Annotated in this window: 23 protein-coding genes; 6 read left to right on the forward strand and 17 right to left on the reverse strand. The window is 41.9% G+C overall.

Going from position 1 to position 21,873, the window contains the following annotated elements; all coding sequences use genetic code 11:
• Positions 1-2: 2 nt before the first annotated feature.
• The 13 genes from KDN43_RS03085 to porX all read right to left on the reverse strand — a co-directional run bounded on the left by KDN43_RS03085 (position 3) and on the right by porX (position 11,742).
• Complete coding sequence (locus KDN43_RS03085) at positions 3-506, reverse strand: pyridoxamine 5'-phosphate oxidase family protein (RefSeq protein ID WP_238868230.1); 504 nt, start codon at positions 504-506, stop codon at positions 3-5.
• Positions 507-879: 373 nt separating this feature from the next.
• A complete protein-coding gene (gene rplT, locus KDN43_RS03090; protein WP_238868231.1) occupies positions 880-1,224 on the reverse strand; it encodes a 50S ribosomal protein L20 in 345 nt (114 codons plus the stop codon).
• 92 nt (positions 1,225-1,316) lie between these two features.
• Entirely contained in the window at positions 1,317-1,514 is a 198-nt protein-coding gene (gene rpmI / locus KDN43_RS03095; protein ID WP_238869533.1) for a 50S ribosomal protein L35, read from the reverse strand.
• A 146-nt stretch (positions 1,515-1,660) separates the two neighbouring features.
• On the reverse strand, positions 1,661-2,611 hold the full coding sequence (locus tag KDN43_RS03100; protein WP_238868232.1) for an IS30 family transposase: 951 nt from the start codon (positions 2,609-2,611) through the stop codon (positions 1,661-1,663).
• A 323-nt stretch (positions 2,612-2,934) separates the two neighbouring features.
• Complete coding sequence (infC, locus tag KDN43_RS03105) at positions 2,935-3,489, reverse strand: translation initiation factor IF-3 (RefSeq protein ID WP_238868233.1); 555 nt, start codon at positions 3,487-3,489, stop codon at positions 2,935-2,937.
• A gap of 73 nt (positions 3,490-3,562) precedes the next feature.
• Entirely contained in the window at positions 3,563-4,177 is a 615-nt protein-coding gene (locus KDN43_RS03110; protein ID WP_238866130.1) for a hypothetical protein, read from the reverse strand.
• A complete protein-coding gene (locus KDN43_RS03115) occupies positions 4,152-4,349 on the reverse strand; it encodes a hypothetical protein (protein ID WP_238866128.1) in 198 nt (65 codons plus the stop codon). The genes KDN43_RS03110 and KDN43_RS03115 overlap by 26 nt, the downstream gene beginning before the upstream one ends.
• A complete protein-coding gene (locus tag KDN43_RS03120; protein ID WP_238866127.1) occupies positions 4,327-4,614 on the reverse strand; it encodes a hypothetical protein in 288 nt (95 codons plus the stop codon). The genes KDN43_RS03115 and KDN43_RS03120 overlap by 23 nt, the downstream gene beginning before the upstream one ends.
• The gene (locus tag KDN43_RS03125; RefSeq protein WP_238865744.1) at positions 4,592-5,260 is read right to left on the reverse strand and encodes a transposase; all 669 of its coding nucleotides are present in this window, start codon (positions 5,258-5,260) and stop codon (positions 4,592-4,594) included. The genes KDN43_RS03120 and KDN43_RS03125 overlap by 23 nt, the downstream gene beginning before the upstream one ends.
• A 147-nt stretch (positions 5,261-5,407) precedes the next feature.
• On the reverse strand, positions 5,408-7,357 hold the full coding sequence (gene thrS / locus KDN43_RS03130; RefSeq protein WP_238868234.1) for a threonine--tRNA ligase: 1,950 nt from the start codon (positions 7,355-7,357) through the stop codon (positions 5,408-5,410).
• 117 nt (positions 7,358-7,474) lie between these two features.
• Entirely contained in the window at positions 7,475-9,535 is a 2,061-nt protein-coding gene (locus KDN43_RS03135) for a tetratricopeptide repeat protein (RefSeq protein WP_238868235.1), read from the reverse strand.
• A gap of 193 nt (positions 9,536-9,728) precedes the next feature.
• Positions 9,729-10,142, reverse strand: a complete 414-nt coding sequence (gene tsaE, locus KDN43_RS03140; protein WP_238868236.1) for a tRNA (adenosine(37)-N6)-threonylcarbamoyltransferase complex ATPase subunit type 1 TsaE — start codon at positions 10,140-10,142, stop codon at positions 9,729-9,731.
• 55 nt (positions 10,143-10,197) lie between these two features.
• The gene (gene porX / locus KDN43_RS03145; RefSeq protein ID WP_238868237.1) at positions 10,198-11,742 is read right to left on the reverse strand and encodes a T9SS response regulator signal transducer PorX; all 1,545 of its coding nucleotides are present in this window, start codon (positions 11,740-11,742) and stop codon (positions 10,198-10,200) included.
• Between the two features lie 313 nt (positions 11,743-12,055).
• On the opposite strand from porX, the gene rocD reads away from it, so the two are divergent.
• From rocD to KDN43_RS03175, 6 genes are all read left to right on the forward strand, one after another.
• On the forward strand, positions 12,056-13,285 hold the full coding sequence (gene rocD, locus KDN43_RS03150; protein ID WP_238868238.1) for an ornithine--oxo-acid transaminase: 1,230 nt from the start codon (positions 12,056-12,058) through the stop codon (positions 13,283-13,285).
• Between the two features lie 100 nt (positions 13,286-13,385).
• On the forward strand, positions 13,386-14,288 hold the full coding sequence (ctlX, locus tag KDN43_RS03155) for a citrulline utilization hydrolase CtlX (RefSeq protein ID WP_238868239.1): 903 nt from the start codon (positions 13,386-13,388) through the stop codon (positions 14,286-14,288).
• Between the two features lie 152 nt (positions 14,289-14,440).
• Positions 14,441-14,863 (forward strand): large-conductance mechanosensitive channel protein MscL, encoded by a 423-nt coding sequence (gene mscL, locus KDN43_RS03160; protein WP_238868240.1) that lies wholly within the window; start codon positions 14,441-14,443, stop codon positions 14,861-14,863.
• Positions 14,864-15,311: 448 nt separating this feature from the next.
• A complete protein-coding gene (locus tag KDN43_RS03165) occupies positions 15,312-15,704 on the forward strand; it encodes a DUF6249 domain-containing protein (protein WP_238868241.1) in 393 nt (130 codons plus the stop codon).
• 11 nt (positions 15,705-15,715) lie between these two features.
• Entirely contained in the window at positions 15,716-16,273 is a 558-nt protein-coding gene (locus tag KDN43_RS03170; protein WP_238868242.1) for an RNA polymerase sigma factor, read from the forward strand.
• 11 nt (positions 16,274-16,284) lie between these two features.
• On the forward strand, positions 16,285-16,671 hold the full coding sequence (locus tag KDN43_RS03175; protein WP_238868243.1) for a hypothetical protein: 387 nt from the start codon (positions 16,285-16,287) through the stop codon (positions 16,669-16,671).
• A gap of 12 nt (positions 16,672-16,683) precedes the next feature.
• Here KDN43_RS03175 and KDN43_RS03180 read toward each other — a convergent pair whose 3' ends face one another.
• Genes KDN43_RS03180 through KDN43_RS03195 form a run of 4 tightly spaced genes read right to left on the reverse strand, consistent with a single transcriptional unit; the run spans position 16,684 to position 21,862 of the window.
• A complete protein-coding gene (locus KDN43_RS03180; RefSeq protein WP_238868244.1) occupies positions 16,684-18,312 on the reverse strand; it encodes a S41 family peptidase in 1,629 nt (542 codons plus the stop codon).
• A 17-nt stretch (positions 18,313-18,329) separates the two neighbouring features.
• The gene (gene coaD, locus KDN43_RS03185; protein WP_238868245.1) at positions 18,330-18,806 is read right to left on the reverse strand and encodes a pantetheine-phosphate adenylyltransferase; all 477 of its coding nucleotides are present in this window, start codon (positions 18,804-18,806) and stop codon (positions 18,330-18,332) included.
• Between the two features lie 41 nt (positions 18,807-18,847).
• Positions 18,848-20,716, reverse strand: a complete 1,869-nt coding sequence (locus tag KDN43_RS03190) for a DNA topoisomerase IV subunit B (protein ID WP_238868246.1) — start codon at positions 20,714-20,716, stop codon at positions 18,848-18,850.
• Positions 20,717-20,731: 15 nt separating this feature from the next.
• Positions 20,732-21,862: a GNAT family N-acetyltransferase gene (locus tag KDN43_RS03195; RefSeq protein WP_238868247.1), complete on the reverse strand. Its 1,131-nt coding sequence runs from the start codon at positions 21,860-21,862 to the stop codon at positions 20,732-20,734.
• Between the last annotated feature and the right edge of the window lie 11 nt (positions 21,863-21,873).

The raw sequence follows: 21,873 nt of genomic DNA on the forward strand, positions 1-21,873 counted from the left end.
AATTAAAATGACTTCCGGTCTTTATATTTTATCGTGTTTGGGCCCGGCACACCGAATTCTCTTGCCGATACATTTTCAAACTCAACCTTCCATATCTTTACATTATTAACAGAAGGTACCGAATAACTGAACTTCCTGCCGGAGTATTGGCGCATAATAATATCCAGCGCTTTTACTTTCTCATCATACTCTTCTTCGAAAACTACCTTACCTTTACAGATCACACTATAGGAGCGCATCCGGTAACTGCAAGCCACTTCCTCATTCTGCCACACAAGCGTGGGGTCTGTACAGAAGGTAATGCATACATTTGGATTTTTCTCAATGATAGAGATTGAATGCCCTTCCTGTGCCGAATGAAGATAAATAATTCCCTCTTCGTAACCGAAGTTCATTGGTAATACATACGGAATTCCGTTTTCATCAGACATCCCCACATAGCACAGCCTGCATGCCCTGATCGCATTATCTATGCGTTCTTGCTCTTCAATTGAAATGGTTCTCATATTGTTGTCTATCTATAACTCTTTTTGGTTTGTTGAGGGGCCATCCACGGTAAGCATAGGAGTCCCCTTTCCCATCTTTTTTCATATCATAGAACATTTTCTGAGTTTTTCAACTTATCTAATTCTCTCTCTGCAGGTGCTTGCAGAAGAAGCGGAAATAATTGAGACACTATTTTTATCATGCCGTAGGTTGAAAGCACAAACTAATTACCGAATACCAGCTGTTACGGATTTAAACATGGAAACGGCTTACGAAACTGTTGTTCCACTGCTATCAAAAACAGTTATTCTTTTTCCGCAAAGATAAACAAAAAAAGGAAAATCTTCTCCAGATCCTCCCTTTCTATATTTTTACCGCCTGTGTTCGGGCCGGTTATTTTACCTTATCCACTATTGCTTTAAACGCTTCTGGATGATTCATTGCCAAATCGGCAAGAACCTTACGGTTGATTTCAATCTCATTTTTGTGCAAAGCACCCATAAGGCGGGAATATGACATACCGTTTTCACGGGCTGCCGCATTGATACGCTGTATCCACAAAGCGCGGAAGTTGCGTTTTTTGTTTTTACGGTCACGATAGGCGTAGGTAAGTCCCTTCTCCCACGTGTTTTTTGCTACGGTCCACACATTTTTGCGGGCACCAATGTAGCCTCTTGTTAATTTCAGAACTTTTTTTCTGCGGTTGCGTGAAGCAACATGATTTACTGATCTTGGCATAATGTTACTTGTTTTGAATGTTAGCGTCTCTGTCCTGCAGAGCTCTTGGGAGCGTACATCCGGTTATTAAATCTCTTTACTGGAAACGTCGGTTATTTCAGCCTTAACAGTGTTTTAATACTATTCAAGTCTGATTTGTGAACAAGTCCCGTATGCGTAAGATTTCTCTTCTGCTTTTTTGTCTTTTTCGTCAGAATGTGACTCTTGTACGCATGTTTCCGTTTGATTTTTCCTGTTCCGGTAAGGGCGAACCTCTTTTTAGAACCGGAATTAGTCTTCATTTTTGGCATTTTGCTGTTCTCAAATTTGTTATTACTAATATCTTTTCCCAATCCGCAATACGGCGAAAAAGTTTGCAAAAGTAATGATTTTATTTTCTTTAAGCAAACAATTCTTTAATTTTTTACAGATGTAGAGTCAACCAGCAAGTGCAATATTACATACAATTTTTGTAAAACACATTTTTTGGTGAATTAAAATTCAATTTTTCTCTGGGTCTGTGATTCAGCTTGTACTGAATTTGTTTTATATCGTCATCGGAATAATCTTTAAATGAGGCTTTTTTAGGAATATATTGCCTGATTAGTTTATTTGCATTTTCAATGGCTCCTTTTTGCCATGAAGAATAAGGGTCGGTAAAGTAAATGGGTACTTCTAATTTTTTTGTTATCTCCCGGTGTGCTGCGAACTCGGATCCGTTGTCCGTTGTAATGGTTTTCAGTATATCTTTGAAAGGGAGCAATGCCTTGAAGACCTCCTTCACAACACCACCGGAATCTTTTCCTTTGGGCAATTTTCTGATCAAAAGATAATTTGTTTTTCGCTCGGTTAATGTCAGTATGGCCTCCGAGTGTGTTGCCCCGATGATGGTATCCATTTCAAAATCTCCAAACCTGGTTCCATCTGCTTCTGCAGGTCTTTGACGAATACTCACGCGATTGGGAATGTTCTTGACCGATCCTACAGGTCTTTGACGATACTTGAGTCTGTGACGACAATGCTTATACAAATCTCCGCCCTCGTTCTTATCCTTACGAATCCATTTATAGATGGTCTCGTGTGAGATATCTATTGACTCATATCTTTTGAAATACCCACTGATTTGTTTGGGAGACCAATCCTGACGAACTTGACGAAACACTTTTTGTTTGATCCACTCAGGAGTAGCTCGGTTCCCCGGCAAATGCTCTTTGCGCTCATTGGCCATCTCCTGCGCCAAACGCCATGAGTAGCCCCCGAACTTATTCTTGTTGCGCCGTACTTCTCTGGATACCGTGGAGGGGCTGACACCGATCTTCTTGGCAATTTCTCTTTGGAAAGCGCCGTTTTTCATTTCCAAATAAATTGCATACCTTTGCTCTGAAGTTAACTGTTTGTATTTTTTCATAAGCAACATAATAGTTAATTTTAGGGAGACTTCGGTCTCCTTTCTTGTTAATTTATGTTGCCGATTGACGCTCTTTGGGGGTTTCGCACCCCCATGCCGCTTGGCAAACCCCCGCGGTGTTTTTCATGGCTTGTTTGAGAAAAACTATGTCAAACTTATTGCGGGTGTTGCACTTCTAAGTTGAACTTAGGAGATCGGGGTACATAACTAATCAGGCCGCCTCAGTGGCCAGGATATCCAGGATAAAGTGCTGAAAACGTTACTCGCAATCAGAAATCACTTGAGAAATTCGCTGAGATATCCAGGATAAAGTGCTGAAAACGTTACTCTTCTTTGTTCTCTTTCTTAAGGGCAGGGGAACCTTTCTTAGGGGTAAGCATGATAGACATACGTTTTCCCTCCATAATAGGCAAATGTTCCACTTTGGCATAATCCTCAAGGTCGTTTGCGAAACGCAGAAGCAACACTTCACCCTGCTCCTTGAAAAGTATGGAACGCCCTCTGAAAAAAACGTATGCTTTTACTTTTGAGCCTTCGCCCAGAAAATTCATGGCATGTTTCAGTTTAAAGTTATAGTCGTGATCATCTGTTTGCGGACCAAACCGGATCTCTTTCACAGTAACTTTAACCGCTTTAGCTTTTTGTTCTTTCAGCTTTTTCTTTTGTTGATACATAAATTTCTGATAATCTATGATCCTGCATACAGGCGGTTTAGCCATGGGAGCAATTTCAACAAGATCCAATTCTTTTTCTTCGGCAATTCTCATTGCTTCTCTCGTAGAATAAATACCCTCTTCTACATTATCGCCTACTAATCGGACTTCCGGTACCCGGATTCGTTCATTGATACGGTGCTGGTCTTTTGAGTCTTTTCTCATTCAGAAACTGTTAATTTTTTCTCTGTGTTGTTGTAATTAATTTTAATTTCGTTGTTAAATCGATGAGTCCACTTTAAATAGTGGCAATTTTAAGTTTAAAAAAGTAATTCGTTGATTTTTCATTTCCTATTTTTGAGAAGCAAGGAAGTAAAAAATCAAACACGATAAAAAGTTTCTCCCTTATGGAGGTCTTTATATAGCGAAAATCGGTTATTAAACCATTTTCATGCGCTCTTTGACTTATTGTTATCAGATAATTTCCAAGGCGGACATGGTTTATCCATAAACATCTGGCGAAAGTAAATAATTTGTGCCTGAGCAAACCTCTGTATCGTGTTTTGTTGTTCCTCGTATGGAAGCAATACTGAAAGATGGTTGCCTCCACGTTGTTTCTTTTCATCTGTTCCTGCCCGGGGATAGCCGCGAGTTCGTGTCTTAGTTCTGCAGTTGCTATCTGTTCGTTCGTAAAATACCGGTACTTGCTCTTGCCTGTGGTGGCAATCCTCCATTTATCCCCGGTTTTGTATGCAGGGATAATCTCTCCGGTTTCGATATGGGTGACAACCAGCTCACCCTCCTTCATCTCCAGGTCATATTTAGATTGTCTCCCTTGTAATCCGCTTGTTATAAGTTCAATTGAGTTCATATCGGCAAACTCCCTGTTACCAGGGGGATTGATAAGCACCATCGGCATAGACTTTCTCTATTATATCGGTGCTTACCTTCTCCTGGATGTTGGTAACGGCATCCTTCAGGTAGCCATTGTCTGCAGCACTTGCCGGTTTCACCTGAACGTTTACGATCAGGTTGGGTTTGTCCTTCTGTTCATCCGTGTCATCACAGGTCTCGGTGATGTTCACACTGTAGCCCTTTACCTTCTGGTCTCCTTTTTTTTCGATAATCGGCATCGGGGTCATTGTGGTTTTGAACGCTCCTGGCCGTGATGTCCTCTTTGGGACGAAGGATAGCCTGTCCCTTGACCACCTCGTATTGCTCGTGGAAGACACGGTGAAGAAGGTCGTAGCCGGTAGTGGTCTCTGCAAGGCGTTTAAGAACCTGATAAATGAGCCCACCCAGGGAAGAGATTTTCTCGCCGAGAGTTTCACTGTTTAAGCGGTAAACCATATTCTGAGCATCTTCTTCTAAAAAATAGAAGTACCTGTTTCCTGAGCCTGGGGTTCAAAAGAAGCATCCCCCTATCGCCCAGGTCCTTGATAAACCCGCGGAAAGTGTTGTGAATGATCTCGAAACGGGAGTACCAGGCGATGTTGCTGCCAATGAGCTTACTGTCCATACGGACAGATTTGCCGGATATCTTGAAGGTGGAGAGTTGGTCGCCAGTGAGCTGCTCGAAGCTCTTTTCCATCAGGTTTACACCATACCGGTTTTCGTATTCACAAATACGCCTTCTCAGTAAATAATAAGTATCGATAGAGGGTGCAACATCACTCAGGGAGACTAGACCCAGGGCTTTACGCACCAGGAGATCGAACTGGCATTTATCGAACAGATCTTCATCGCTACAGCCAAAACCCTCCTTGATGATGGACATTCCGATAATCACCCGTATGGAAGCATTGGGAGCGCCCATGTTACCCTGTTTGAAAAGGGGAGCAAATATGGTTTCGTCTATTTGGGAGGTGACGTTTGCATAAAACCGGTTGTGCCACGCCGCAGGATCATCATATTTTTTTGCCTCACGCTTACCCATTTGGGTGGAAGGTGTGGAAAACATGTCATATTGTGGATTTACAGATGTCTTCTTGAACATGATTTCTTCTCTTTTAGGTGATGCAAAATACGATTTTTTTATCTGATAACAAGGGATTTTCAGAGCGTTTTATCAACAAAAAACGGAAATAAAACAACAAAATTAAAGTCAGGGACTTTTTAAAGTGGACTCAATCGATATAAATCATCAAAATTTCGCAGGATTCATCATTTCTTCAACCTCCCTTGAAATTTCTTTTGCAAATGTAAGCAATTTTACCGAACCTTTGTCTTCTCCGCCCTGTTTTCTTACCGAAACCTCTTCATTTTCTGCTTCTTTCTCACCCACGATAAGCAGATAGGGTATCCTTTTTAATTCATTATCTCGAATTTTTCGCCCCACCTTTTCATTGCGGTCATCTACCTCTGCCCTTATACCAAACCTTTTCAGCTCTTTTACTGCATTTTTTGCATATTCATTGAATTTCTCACTAACCGGAAGTATCACTGCCTGAGTGGGAGCAAGCCACAATGGAAACTTACCGGCGGTATGCTCTATGAGAACCGCCACAAAACGCTCCATTGATCCGAAAGGTGCCCTGTGAATCATTACGGGACGGTGCTTCTGATTATCGGCACCTGTATATTCCAGCTCAAACCTTTCAGGGAGGTTGTAATCCACCTGTATGGTTCCCAACTGCCAGCGTCGCCCCAGAGCATCCTTCACCATAAAATCAAGTTTTGGGCCATAGAAAGCAGCCTCTCCAGTTTCCACTTTCGCTTTTAGCCCTTTCTCATTACAAGCCTCAACAATTGCCCGTTCAGCTTTCTCCCAATTTTCATCAGATCCTATATATTTTTCCCTGTTTATCGGGTCGCGAAGTGATATCTGAGCTTCAAAATTTTCAAAATTCAACGCTTTGAAGATTATAAAAATAATATCCACCACCTTCAGAAATTCATCTTTTACCTGATCGGGTGTACAGAAGATATGTGCATCATCTTGCGTGAAACCTCTTACACGGGTAAGGCCGTGCAGCTCTCCGCTCTGCTCGTACCTGTACACTGTTCCGAACTCTGCCAGCCTCAGAGGCAAATCTTTATATGAGCGCGGAAAGGTTTTATATATTTCACAGTGATGTGGGCAGTTCATTGGTTTCAAAAGGAACTCCTCACCTTCTTCGGGTGTTTTTATCGGTTGAAAAGAGTCTTTACCATATTTTGCATAATGCCCCGAAGTGATGTACAGCTGCTTGTGCCCTATATGAGGTGTAATTACCTGGTCGTAATCAAAATCATTCTGAATCTTTTTCAGGAAGTCTTCCAACCTAAGCCTCAGCTGCGTACCTTTTGGCAACCACAAAGGCAATCCAGCACCTACTGTCTGAGAAAAAGCAAACAGCTGGAGCTCTTTTCCTATTTTTCGGTGATCTCTCTTCCTGGCCTCTTCAAGTATCAAAAGATACTCATCCAGCATCTTCTTTTTCGGGAATGTGATCCCATAGAGCCGGGTGAGCTGTGGGCGTTTCTCATCGCCGCGCCAGTAAGCTCCCGCAGATGACAGAATCTTTACGGCCTTTATATATGATGTATTGGGCAAGTGAGGGCCCCGGCACAGATCAGTAAAATTACCCTGTGTATATGTAGTTATTGAGCCGTCATCGAGCTCTTTGATGAGCTCTACCTTGTAGCTCTCGTTTCGTTCAGAAAACATTCTTACGGCATCACTCTTGGATATACTTTTTCTCTCAATATCCTCTTTGGCCGTGATAAGCTCCATCATCTTTTTTTCAATAACAGGAAAATCTGACTCCTTAATGGTAACGCCCTCACCCGGATCCACGTCATAGTAGAATCCGTTTTCAATAGCGGGGCCTATACCGAATTTAATCCCCGGATAGAGCTCTTGCAGTGCTTCTGCCATCAGGTGAGCCGACGAGTGCCAGTAAGCGTGCTTACCCTCATCATCTTCCCATTTCAGCAACCGCACAGTTGCATTATCCTCTATCGGCCTTGTCAAATCCCATGTTTCACCATTCACACTTACTGCAAGCACTTCCTGAGCTAAACGGTGACTTATACTCTTTGCTATATCTAATCCTGTTACCCCTTTTTCATATTCCCTTACTGATGAATCGGGAAATGTAATTTCTATCATGTTATGCTGTTCTAAAATAACTTTTTTCTTATGTGACTGCAAATGTAATGATTTTGTGAATTACGAGATAGCAAATTCACAATAAAAATGTTTCTGGAATGTTAATAAGGGACCTCTTTACTGCATTCTCTTAATAATACTGTATGATTGAACAACACCCAGTTCACCTGCTTTGCGGAGGTCGTCTAGCCCATCTTCGGACTCTCCGATAGAGAGGCGTGACAATCCCCGGTTAAAATAAGCTTCGGCAAACTGAGGTTCTAGCTCAATAGCCTTGGTGTAGTCGGCTATCGCAGCACGAAAATCTTTCTCAAGGCTGAAGATCTCGGCACGGTTGTAATAAGCGTATATGAAACCGGGATTTAAGCTGATAATCTTTTCATACTCTTTCAGTATCTCTTCATATTCAATCGACTTTGTTGATATCTCCGGCAACTTAGCCTTTCCAGGCATTTTACCCAGATCAGGCAGATCGATCCCTGACTGTGCATCCATCAGTAGCGGCTGTTCAATCAGATGATCATATTCAATTTGTTTTGTGCGGATAATCGCTTTTGCAAAATGAGCTACCAACATGTCCGGCATCAATTCAAGGACCCTGCTCATGTCCTTAAGAGCATTTTCATAATCCTGAACAAGCATAAAATCCATTCCTCTTCCGAAATAGAGAGCAGCGTTAGCGGACTCATGTTCAATCCTTCCAGAATAGTTGTCAATAGAGCGGAAATGTGTTTGTATCTGCAACTCATTTAACGACGCCTCGTTGTTGGTAACTTTCAGAAGCCAGGTAAGGTAAAGCTCTTTGTTTGCCCTGTCTATAGTTTCTGAATAGTATACCGGCCTGCGCACCTCGTAATCCCTTTCATAATAGGTGAGTACAAACTTTGGCTCAAGCTCGACCGGGGCTCTCATATTCTGTACTTTTCCCCTGCTTTGACGCTGATACTTGCTTTTCTGTGAAGTGTCTTCATCTGCCACCACCAGCAAGTTGAACTTATCTATATCCTGATCGGCCTGATCGCGGGTATCTCTTGCATCACCCTGCTCTCGTGCCTGTTTAAATGGTTCTGGATTCTCTGTGGCCACCTTTCTCGCTTTAGCCTCTTCTGAACGGGCCAGCATATAATCACGTTCTGCACCACGGAGATCGTCCAACTCACGCTTCAACTGCGAACGCATATAATAACCGGTAAAAAAATCGGGATGTTCCTCCAACACATAGTTCAAATCGTTCAATGCATCGGTTTTATTTCCAATTTCGTTGTTCAGCATAGCCCTGTTCAGATATGCTATTGTGTTGCCTGGCTGCAGCTCAATAACTTTATCGAAATCCTTTATCGCCCTGTTGTTATCTGCAACCTGAGCACGCAACAGCCCCCTGTTAAACCGGGCAATAAGGTTACTCTCATCCATCTCTATTACCCTGTCGTAATCGGCCATCGCTCCGCGCAGGTCGTTAAGGTGGTATTTCACTAACCCCCTGTTGATGTAATTCCCTTCAAAATAAGGATCTAGCCGTATAGCCTCATCAAGGTCGGCAAGAGCCCTGTTATACTCGTTCTGCTGGAAATAGAGCAGCCCTCTTGCAGAAAAAGATTGAGAAGTATAGGGATCAATCTCGATTGCTTTATTCAGATCAGCCATTGCATTGATGGTATCTTTCAGTTCAAGGTACATCTGTGAACGTGTAATGTATCCCGGTGTATAATCAGGGAAACGGCGGAGCAGCACGTCGAAAAACTTCTCAGCAATATCGTATTGCTTCATCTCGATATTCACTATCCCCATATTTACCAGGGTAAGCCTGTCTTCAGGAAAAAACTCAAGGCTTCTCTGATAGTCGGTGGCGGCCAGCTCATACTTTTCCTGATTTTGCCGGGCTGCACCGCGAAGCTGATATGCAGCGGTATAGTAGGGATTACGAACCAGACAGTTAGAGGCATCATCCTCAGCCCCTTTAAAATCATCGAGCATAAATTTTGCGACTGCTCTAAAGTAATAGGGATCAGCGAGGTATGGTTTCGCAGTTATTACCTGATTAAAATATTGAATTGCCAACACATAATCTTCAAAATAAAGCGCGTTTTTCCCTATCATCATTACGCGGTCTGTGTTTACCTGTGCCGATACCGACAGAGTTGAGAAAAATAGAAAGACAGCTATGAGAATTTTCTTCATTTGTAATTTCTTCCTTTATTTGTGAGAGAAACTCACTTTATTCATATCTTTTTTTCACTACCAGCTAAATTGACTGTGTCTTCTTAAGCCCTTTGGATGTGCGAATATATAGAATTTCCTGCATTCACAGCATAAAAAAAATCTTTAAGAGTGCTTTTTTTAATTATTCAACATAGTAACACCTTTATTGTTGTCAGATGCGCCGTACAATCCTGCTTCCATCGCTCTCTTCACATATTAACATTTTCACGGTATTCTCAGGTAAAACAGGCTCTATCAGCTCGGGCCACTCTATAAAGCAGCGACTACCACTGTAAAAGTAATCTTCACAGCCTAAATCAAAAACCTCTTCAAGCTTGTTGATGCGGTAGAAGTCGAAATGAAATATTGAGTCCCCGTCTCTGTCTTTATACTCATTGATGATAGCGAAAGTTGGACTTGTAACAGTCTCCCTTACCCCAAGTTCCTCGCAGACTGCTTTAATAAATGTTGTTTTCCCTGCACCCATGCTCCCATAAAAAGCAAAGACCTTGTCATCACCCATATTCGCGATGAATTCACGTGCAGCAGATCCTATTTTTGTTAAATCATTTATTTTTATATCCATATAATTAAAACTATTTACTTTGACCGGAGCAACAATTGCATATATTTAAACTGAACTATCTGGGAGAAAGTGTGACAAAAGGCACTAGCATCTCTTCAAGGGAAATTCCGCCATGCTGGAACGTATTCCCGTAAAAAGACGCATAATGATTGTAGTTGTTTGGATATACAAAAAAATCATCGTTCTGCGCAAAAATATATCTGGTAGTGATGTCGGGAGACGGCAACCCGAAATTTTCAGGATGAATAATATCGAACACCCTCTTTGGATCGTAGGCCAGATTTCTGCCCAGCTTGTAACGGAGGTTGACATTGGTTTCTCTGTCACCGATTACCTTTACCCCATTTTTAACACGTATGGCGCCATGGTCGGTAGTAAGCACTGCCCTGTAACCTTTCCGCGATATATCTTTAAACAACTTCAGAAGCGGTGAATGCAAAAACCATGTTTTTGTGAGTGAACGGTATGCAGACTCATCTGGTGAGAGTTCCCGAATCATTTTTGACTCTGTTCTCGAGTGTGCAAGCATATCAATAAAGTTGAATACTGCAATATTCAGGCTCTTGCTCTCAAGTTCCGAAAAACGGGCGTTCAGTTTTTCTCCCTCCAGGTTGGTATTCACCTTGTGATATGAAAACTTAACATCACGCCCCGACCTGAGTAAATGTTCATGGATGAGTCGCTCCTCCATCATATTTTTACCTTCTTGATCAGTTTCGTCAATCCACATTTCCGGATATGTTTCCGAAATTTGTTTTGGCATCAACCCTGAAAAAATGGCATTCCTTGCATAAGGAGTTGCTGTTGGCAGAATACTGAAGTAAAGAGTCTCATTGCATGAGAAGTACTCACTGACAATATCTTTAATTGACTGCCACTGATCGAAACGAAAATTATCGATAAGAATAAAAAAGAGTTTTTCGTTTTTTTCTAAAATCGGGAAAACAAATTTCTCGAAAAGGCCATGGCTCATCACGGGACGCGAAGTACAGTTTATCATCCACTCTCCATATCTTTTCCTTACAAACTTAGCAAATAGCCTTCCTGCTTCTGCCTTCTGTGCAAAAAGCATCTCTTTCATCGGGCTCTGTATTTGGTCAAGGACCATTTCCCAATAAACCAGCTCTTTATAAACAGAGATCCAATCGTTGGGCAAGCGGCTACTTCCAATTTCAACACTCAGCTGATTATATCTATCACGATAATTACCAGTCGCTGCTTTTGAAATAAGTTCTTTTTTATCTAAGATTTTTTTAATAGCCATCAGCACCTGGTTAGGATTAACCGGTTTTATCAGATAGTCGGTAATTTTGCTGCTGATCGCCTGATCCATTATGCCTTCATCTTCACTTTTGGTTATCATTACTACAGGCATATCAGGCTGCAATGCATGAATTCCTGCAAGTGTTTCCAATCCCGACAACCCAGGCATATGTTCATCAAGAAAAACAATATCAAAAAAATGTGTGCGGCACAACTCAAGTGCCTCACGCCCATTATTTACGCATTTCATCAGGTACCCCTTCTCTTCCAGAAAAAGAACATATGGTTTCAACAGGTCTATCTCATCATCCACCCAGAGAAACTGCGCCTTATCCATCTTTTAATTGTCTTGTAATTGTTTTAGATAATTAAACAAATGTATCTATTTATACTGTATCACACAATATTTTTTACTTTTTTAGGAACATATATGTATCCTGATGCAGCAATTTTGTAACTGCTATTCAGATGTATATATTTCTTGTTATTTTTATTGGTTTATGCTGATTATATGCATAAAAAGTGTATTTTTGTAGAAACTGGTATCTATATCAATAACTTAAAACCTGAAGAAGTTGAATTACAATTACCGGGTGAAATATTATTCGGAGTACATGAAGACAATTAATACTACTAAAAAAACAGAATATATGACAGCATCAACAAAAGCAGGGCATTATATTGACCTGGAAGAGAAATACGGAGCACATAACTACAACCCGCTGCCGGTAGTTCTCTCGCGCGGAAAAGGCTGTTACCTATGGGATGTGAACGGGAAGAGGTATTACGATTTCCTTTCGGCCTACTCTGCCGTGAACCAGGGACACTGCCATCCAAAAATTGTGAGGGCACTAAAGGAGCAGGCCAGGACACTTTGTCTTACATCACGTGCATTTTATAACGACTGTCTGGGACCATACGAAGAGTATATTCACAATTATTTCGGATATGACAAGGTTTTGCCAATGAACACCGGCGCAGAAGGAGTGGAAACCTCACTAAAGCTGGCTCGTAAATGGGGTTACCTGAAAAAAGGAATCCCTGAAAACGAGGCAATAATAGTGGTTTGTGAAGGAAACTTTCACGGAAGGACCATAACTATCATCTCCGCCAGCACCGATAAGGATGCTCGTGCAGATTATGGACCCTACACCCCCGGAATTGAAATTATTCCATACAATGATCCGCAAGCACTTGCTTCGATATTGGAAGCAAAAGGCAACCTCATAGCCGGATTTCTGGTAGAACCAATACAGGGTGAAGCAGGTGTAAATGTACCTGATGAAGGATATTTGAAGGCTTGTTACGAACTGTGTGAAAAACACAACGTCCTTTTCATTGCCGATGAGGTTCAGACAGGCATTGCCCGTACAGGTGAAAAACTATGTTGCGACCATGAAGGGGTGCGTCCCGATATTGTGATCCTGGGCAAAGCAATTTCTGGAGGGGTGCTGCCTGTTTCTGCTGTACTCGCCGACGATGAGATTATGCTTACTATCCGTCCCGGCCAGCACGGTTCTACATTTGGCGGTTTTCCATTGGCATGCAAAGTTGCTAAGGCCGCGCTGGAGGTAGTCAGAGAAGAAAATCTTGCAGAGAAGGCTGCTCTTCTGGGTGGCATATTCCGTGAGGAGATGGAGAAAATACACAGTCCGTTTATAAAACAAATACGTGGAAAGGGTTTGCTGAATGCCATTGTTATAGAACCTCACAACGGCAAAGAGGCATGGGATATATGCCTTAAGATGGCCGGGAACGGATTGCTGGCAAAACCTACCCATCGCCACATCATCCGTTTTGCCCCTCCGCTGGTAATCAAGGAAAAAGAGTTGAGAAAGGCAATTGAGATCATTAGAAAATCAATCAAAGCTATGGAATAATATTTTTTCCGGCAGTTTGATTTAAGAGCGATATCACTTGTTTTTAAACAGCTGAAGTAAAATTAAATCGAAATGAGTCAGATTAAAATTCGGTAGTTTTATGCAGACAACTTCCAAAATATTAATGGTACGCCCTGCACGTTTTGCATATAATGAGCAGACTGCCGGGAACAATTATTTTCAACATAAATCAGATTCTGATTCAATTGCAGATACAGCATTAAAAGAGTTCGATGCACTTGTGAGTATGCTCCGCGGTAAAGATATTGATGTGACTGTTGTTCAGGACACACTTGACCCGTGGACGCCCGATTCTATATTCCCAAACAACTGGTTTTCATCACACATAACCGGAGAGCTTGTGCTTTATCCAATGTTTGCAGAAAACCGGAGGTTGGAAAGGAAACCCGAGGTGATGAACCTGCTTCGCCGGAAGATGGATCACCGCAAAGTGGTGGATCTTACACACTGGGAAAATGAGGGTGAGTTCCTGGAGGGTACGGGTAGCATGATTTTCGACCGTTACAAACGGATAGTATACTGTTGCCGCTCAAAACGTACATCGGAAAAAGTTCTGGCTGATTTTTGTTCACTTATGAATTATGATGCCGTTGTTTTTGATGCAATAGATAAAAAAGGCAATCCGGTCTATCATACAAACGTGATGATGTCGGTGGGGACACAGATAGCAGTGGTGTCACTTGAATCCATCAGAGAGGAGAAAGAACGCAGCAAGGTTATCTCCAGCCTTGTTTCTTCTGGAAAAATTATCGTGAACATTTCGTTGGATCAGGTTGCACATTTTGCCGGTAACATGCTTGAGCTAAAAAGCCGGGGCGGACATCCGGTCATGGTGATGTCTTCATCGGCACGTGGTGTGCTGACAACGGCACAGGAAACCATCATCTCTACGTACAATTCAATTGTTTCGGCAGATCTTACAACTATTGAGACAAATGGTGGCGGCTCCGCACGCTGTATGATTGCAGAAATATTTCACTAAAGTTAGATATTTGCTCACCATGGCATAATATAAGTAAACTTATCTTCTGCTCATACGGCTTAACGCAAATAGTTCACTAAAGTTAGATATTCCAATTTTTTTATTTACTTTGTGTAAATATGATTTCCTCAACTAAATTAATCAAAAAAACTATGTCATTTAAATCAGAACTCAAAGAATTTTTAATGCGCGGCAGTGTTGTGGACATGGCCGTGGGAATTGTAATTGGCGGGGCATTCGGGAAGATAGTTACTTCTTTCGTGAACGACATTTTAATGCCGCCTATCGCTTTAATCACTGACCAGGGACAATTCACAGACCTCAAGCTTGTTTTAAGACAGGCGGTAATGGAGGGAACCGAGGTGATTTCACCTGCTGTTACATGGAATTACGGAGCCTTCATTCAGGCAGTAGTCGACTTCCTTATAATCGGCACATCAATCTTCCTCGTTATCAAAGGTATGAACTCACTTAAACGCAAAAAAGAGGAAGAGCCAGCACCGGAAGCTCCGGCAGAACCGACAAAAGAAGAGTCATTGCTGACAGAAATCCGGGATTTGTTGAAAAACAAATAAGATTGTTGTCACCGGAGTGTAGAAAAGTAAGGTGTTGCTAAACAACATGCTTGCAAATGTTTTAAACCATGCAATGTTCAGTTGAAGGGTAACGGGTTGCTTAAACAGCCCGTTATTTTAATATTAACCGGGTATGTAAACCATTTGCAAACAAGAATATGTTTAACAGATAGTTCAAATAAATTTAATCGACAGCCATACCACGGGAAACCTTATCTGTTTGGGCGTTCCGGTGAACCTCACCTGGAGATTTACATTGTGTAAATTATGGAATAAAAGAGGTGAGGTTATAACAAAACAGGTTATGCGATATGTTTTGTGGCTATTGACAAGCATAGAACTGAAAACTATTATTGAAAAAATAATTCCTGTTTTTTGTAACCGCACGGGTGAAGTTGCAGTCATATCAATGTAAACAAAGTAAAAATCTTTAAAAACTATTTGAATTATGGAAGATTTAATTGCTATTATTGCTATAGTTTGTATCTTTGGCCTGCCGGTTATTGCCGGTATAATCCTGGGAATGAGAGCTATCAAAAGTCGGAATGATGAACGGATGGGATTAATTAATCAGGGAATTATTCCTCCCGACACTCCAAAAAAGAAAGCAGCCCCCAACAGGCTCGTGTCACTCAGGAACGGGATTGTGCTTGTTGCTCTTGGAATAGGGATAATTGTCGGATTCCTATGCTCAGAATACCTGGCAATCGGAGAAGGGAATGAGTTCTGGGTAACTGGTGCCAGTGTGGTTTTCTTTCTCGGGATAGGTTATCTGATCTATTTCCTGGTAACTCAAAAAATGCCGCTTACGCAGCAAAAAGAGGAAACAGAACAGGAATAAAATCAGTTTGGATGAACGAGAATCAGCGTATACAACAGGTGCTTTCGGGAAACACTTCCGCGTTCGCATACTTTGTCGAGACCTATCAGGTTATGGCGATCACCATAGCCTATCGGATCTGCGGTAATATACAGGATGCGGAAGATGTTGTGCAGGAAAGTTATGTAAAGGCATTCAGGAATCTGCGCAGTTTTCGCTCCGACAGCAAATTTTCCACATGGTTGTATCGTATAGTTTACAATACTGCTATTACGCATACAAAGACACAAATGTGGATAGGTGTCAGAGAGGCAGGGATCGAAGATGCGTCTCATCTGGCTGATAATACACTGGAAATGAACATGGATGAAAAGGAAAGGAAAGAGATTGTTGCAGACGTAATGCAGAAAATGCCTAAGGGAGATGCGCTTTTACTAACGCTTTACTATATGGAGGACAATCCAGTAAAAGAGATTGCTAAAATAACAGGTTTAAACGAACCGAACGTCAAGGTGAAACTGTTCAGGGCAAGGAAACTTTTCAAGGAGATGGTTGTTTCGAGTTATGGAATGCAGGTTACAGGTTCATAAAAATGATAATAATGATGGAGAAATACAGTAATCAAAAAGAAGACGAAAAAATTCGTCAAATGTTGTTATCCGTAAAAATGGATGCACCGGAAAACCTGAAGCATCGCATAATGCAGCAGATAGAGACCGAGAAGGCACTTACACCACAGAAAATAAAAGCGAAAAAAGAGACTGGCAGTGTATTGATAGAGCTGGGTACTATCTTTGGCACCATGTATGCCGTATTGGCGGCAATGATTGCCGGGGTATATTTCCTTTTTGGCAAGGAATTTCTGTTTTCAGCACAATTTTTAGGAGCGGTGATCCTGGTTGCCTCAATATTCAGCCTGTTATGGCTTATATCGCGCTTAGATGCCCATATAAGGGAAAAAAAACGGGTGTTATCAAAAAGAGAATAGATCAAAAATTAATCACTTTCTGCTTAACTGCCCTACATTACTGCCAACGCCTCTTAATAATCCGTTATAGCGGTTATCATCTGAAATAATCTTCAATCCTTCCAGAAAGATATCATTTTCTTCGTTGATAATCCTAAAAAAGGCCGATGAGTCAAACAGGTCTCTAGCCATCAGTGCCTTAAACTGAACAAAAATCAAAGGGCGGGAGGTAGTGAACTCATCATCGTTCCACTCAACATTTTCTTCTTTAGCAATATTTTTCAACCTTCCCACCACCTCGTCAGATATAATGTATCCTTTGTTAAAAGAAAGCACATCTGGATATTTCTGCAACAACACTTCACGTTTAATGTCCACCTCAGAGATAGCAGCCCTGTTGATAATTCCTTTCGCATTAAGGTTCGCATGAAACATTGTTCCTGAAGTAGTATCCATGGGCACAAAATAATCCGGCATTATCCCTCCTCCACCGTATACAGTACGTTTATTCACCAGTGTTGTATATCTGAGAGAGTCGGGAAAGCGAATGCTGTCTGCAACAAAAAGTTCACCGTGATTGTAACGATTCACAAAATCACGGTTATAGGCATCAATGTTTCCCGTTTCATACGGTTTCTGAATACTTCTTCCTGTAGGGGTATAATATCTTGCAACTGTAAGTCGTATCATAGTACCGTCAGGTAGAGGCAGCTGGCGTTGTACCAGGCCTTTACCAAAAGTCCTTCTCCCCACTACCACACCTCTGTCCCAATCCTGAATGGCTCCGGCGAGGATCTCACTTGCTGATGCCGATGCCCCGTTAACCAGTACCACCAGCTTACCTCCCTTCAATTCATCGTTGCCGGAAGCGTTCATTGTAAAACGGGGCTGGTTCTTTCCTTCGGTATAAACTATCAGTTTATTCTCGCCCAGGAACTCATCAGCTATCTCATTAGCAGTTTGCAGTATACCTCCGCCGTTATCGGTAAGATCGAGAATAAGATGCTTCATCCCTTTTGATCTCAACTCTCTTTCTGCCATTTTGAACTCAGTTCCTGAGGTAACACCAAACCTGCTGAGACGGATGTACCCCACATTGTGTGTAACCATGTAGGAAGCATCGATACTTGTGATAGGGATTTTATCCCTTACGATACGAAACTCCATTAACCCGGGAACACCCCTGCGCTGAATCTTTACGTTGACAACTGTCCCTTTAGGGCCGCGAAGGCGCTTCACCACTTCCTGATTACCCATTTTCACGCCGGCAATAGTGGTGTCATTCACCTGAATGATTTTATCTCCCGGGAGGATACCTACCTTCTGTGACGGGCCACCTGAAATCACCTCCATCACGTAAAGGGTATCAGTAAGCATATTGAACGATATGCCTATTCCGTTGAAGTTCCCTTGTAAGGGTTCATTCATAGCCAGCACCTCCTCTTCGTTAAGGTACGACGAGTGGGGGTCGAGCTCTGCAAGCATTGCGCGTATTGCTGCTTCGGCAAGTTTTTTTGAATCTACATCATCAACATACAAGCTTTTTATAAGTTGAATTGTTCTTTCCAGTTTTACCCCATCGGGTGATGGCCTGAATTGCGCAAATAAGTTACCCCAAGCAAGGAGTACGCTTAGGGCAGTAATAATTATCTGTTTATACATCTTTTCTTTTTTGAAGATCAAATCTTCATCCCTTTTGGAATAAAGCAGCTGACATCATGGCCGTAACGCAGCAGTTCCCTTACGTGTGAGGAACTGACGTGTGTTAAAGCGGGTTCAGTGAATAATACAAACGTTTCTATTCCCGAAATAGTTCGGTTCATATCGGCAATTGTTTTCTCGTACTCGAAATCCACTACCGACCTTATACCACGCAGAATGTACCGTGCTCCAGTTTTCCGGGCGAATTCGATTGTTAGCGAGTCGTAGCTTTCAACCCTTACACGGGGTTCGTTTTTATATAACTCGCGAATCATTTCAAGACGTTTGTCCAAAGTAAAAAATGAGCTTTTTGATTCATTGACTCCTATCGCGATTACAATTTCGTCCATTAAAGACAATCCGCGGCGTACCAGCGACTCATGGCCAGTTGTGAATGGGTCAAAAGTGCCTGGAAAAACAGCAATCCGTTTATCGGGTACAGTTGTTTGGAACATTCTACTATTTTAGTATTGCTATAATATTAATAATGGACAAACTAAGCCACCTCATCCTCTTCCACAACCAAATTCTCTATAATAAACGATTGGCGTTCGGGAGTATTCTTACCCATGTAAAATTCAAGCAGTTCCTTAAGAAGGTCCTCTTTGCGCATGGTCACCCTATCGAGGCGAATATCTTCTCCAATGAAATTACGGAACTCTTCGGGAGATATCTCTCCCAAACCTTTGAAACGGGTTATCTCCGGGTTAGGGCCTAGCTCCTCAATTGCGCTGAGCCGTTCCTCTTCGGTATAGCAATAGAGAGTTTTCTTCTTGTTACGAACACGGAAAAGTGGTGTCTGTAAAATATAAACATGCCCCTTTTTAATTAGGTCGGGGAAAAATTGCAGAAAAAAAGTAAGCAGCAACAGCCTGATGTGCATACCGTCGGTATCGGCATCGGTTGCAATAATCACTTTGTTGTACCGCAGCCCATCCATGTTTTCTTCAATATTGAGTGCTGCCTGCAGCAGATTGAACTCTTCGTTCTCATAGACAATTTTCTTTGTCAGCCCGAAACTGTTAAGAGGCTTCCCGCGAAGGCTGAACACAGCCTGGAGATTGGGATCGCGACTCTTGGTGATGGAGCCACTTGCAGAATCTCCCTCAGTAATGAAGATACTTGATTTTTCCCGGTCATCACCTTTAGCATCGTTGTAATGGATTCGGCAATCGCGTAATTTTTTGTTGTGAAGATTGGCCTTTTTAGCTCGCTCCTTCGCAAGCTTGGTTACACCGGCAATTGCCTTACGTTCCTTTTCGGAGTCTAGAATCTTTTTCTGCAGCACATCCACCATATCAGGATTCTTGTGCAGATAGTTATCCAACTCTTGCTTTAGAAAATCGTTTATATGCTTGCTCACTGAGATACCGTTAGGTCCCATCTCTTTTGAACCAAGCTTGGTCTTTGTCTGAGATTCAAAAACCGGCTCTTCCACTTTTATGCTGATAGCTGCAACTATGCCATTACGAATATCGGAGTACTCAAAATTCCGGTTATAAAACTCCTTGATCACACGTGCTACAGCTTCACGAAAGGCTGTCAGATGGGTCCCTCCCTGTGTGGTATGCTGCCCGTTTACAAAAGAATAATACTCCTCTCCGTACTGGTTGGTGTGAGTGATCGCTACCTCAATATCATCGCCGAAAAGATGAATAATGGGATAGAGTTCATCAGAAGTTAGATTTTCATTCAACAGATCTTCAAGTCCGTTTTTCGACGAGTATTTTTTACCATTAAAAACAATGGTTAAACCTATGTTCAGAAATACATAATTTTTAAGCAGCGGTTCAATATGCTCATCCCGGTAGTAATACTCACCAAAGATCTCTCTGTCGGGTGTAAACTCTACATGAGTACCGTTCTGATTTGCACTGCTCTCTATGTCCCCTTCATGCGAGAGTACACCTTGCTGGAATTCCACAACTTTTGATTTCCCGTCACGCGAGCTTACCATAAGAAATGAAGATGAAAGTGCGTTTACTGCCTTTATCCCCACCCCATTGAGCCCTACTGACTTTTTAAATGCTTTGGAGTCGTACTTGGCACCGGTATTCATCTTGGAGCATACATCCTCAACCTTTCCCAGGGGAACACCCCTGCCGTAGTCTCGTACTGTAACTTTATCGCCCTCGACACCCACCTCGATAGTCTTGCCAAAACCCATCATATACTCATCTATTGAGTTATCAAGTACCTCTTTTAGCAACACGTATATACCATCATCGGAAGATGAACCATCTCCCAGTTTTCCGATATACATACCCGGGCGGCGGCGTATATGTTCCTGCCACTCCAGAGTAACAATATTCTCTTCTTGATAGTTATTTTGAAGTATCTGTAATTCTCTTTCTGTTTCGTTCACTTTTTATTAATTCCTCTATAAATTTTTTATAAAAGCTCTGCGCCTTTTTGTCTGTTTAGCTTCAAGGTCGTCCCACAATGATTGTACTCTGCTGTTCAGTTCCAGTTCTGGATTGCTCTCTGCATATTCAAAACCCAATTGAATGGCAGCAGGGATAAACTCATTGAATAACAAAGCATTTACTCCTTTGCCTTGGTATTCAGGATCAACAGCTACCAGCAACAGATCCAATACATTGTTCCCTTTTCCCTTTAAAGCTTTATACAGATGATACCATCCTGTAGGGACAAACCGCCCCCTTGCTTTCTGTAAAGCTTTGGCAATACTTGGCAGGCCTATTCCCACACCAATCAACTTATTGTCTTCCTGCCTTATTACTAGGGTCAGAAATTCCAGACGAAGCATTGGAATGTACATATCCACGTAATAATCGATCTGTCTCTCGGAGAGCTCTACAAAGCCATACAAATCTTTATATGCGCGATTGATTAATTTAAAAATATCTCTTGCATAAGGAATTACATCCTTTTTACTCTGGAGATGTTTTACAGCCAAGCCTGAACGTTTTTTTACTATCTCAGTTGCACGGATAAACCGTTCAGGCATCTCTTTAGGGATAGTGATGAGATACTCCACCCAGTCCTGATCCTTAACATAGCCCATCCTTGCCATATGATCCACATAGTAGGGATAGTTATAAATGGTGGACAAAGTGCTCATCTGATCGAACCCCTCAACGAGCATACCCTCATGATCGAGATCGGTAAAACCCAGCGGCCCGTGAATTTTCTCCATGCCTCTGGAACGTGCCCAACTCTCAGCTGCGCCAAAAAGTGCGTCAACTACTTCACTGTCATCAATAAAATCAACAAAACCGAAACGGGCATTCCTCTCATTCCATATCTCATTCGCTTTGAAATTGATAATTACAGCAATCCGTCCCACTATCTCTTCATCGCGGTAAGCAAGAAAATATGATGCATCGCAATGATCAAATGCAGGATTCTTGGTTCTGCTGAGCGTATCTCTCTCATCATAAACTAGTGGAGGAACAAAATATTCATTGCTCTCATAGAGATCGATGCCGAAATGGATGAACTTCCTTAAATCATCCTTCGTAGTGACTTTATTGATTATGACTGACATTTTTTAAATTC

It is taken from the genome of Proteiniphilum propionicum, from assembly GCF_022267555.1.
Lineage (GTDB): Bacteria > Bacteroidota > Bacteroidia > Bacteroidales > Dysgonomonadaceae > Proteiniphilum > Proteiniphilum propionicum.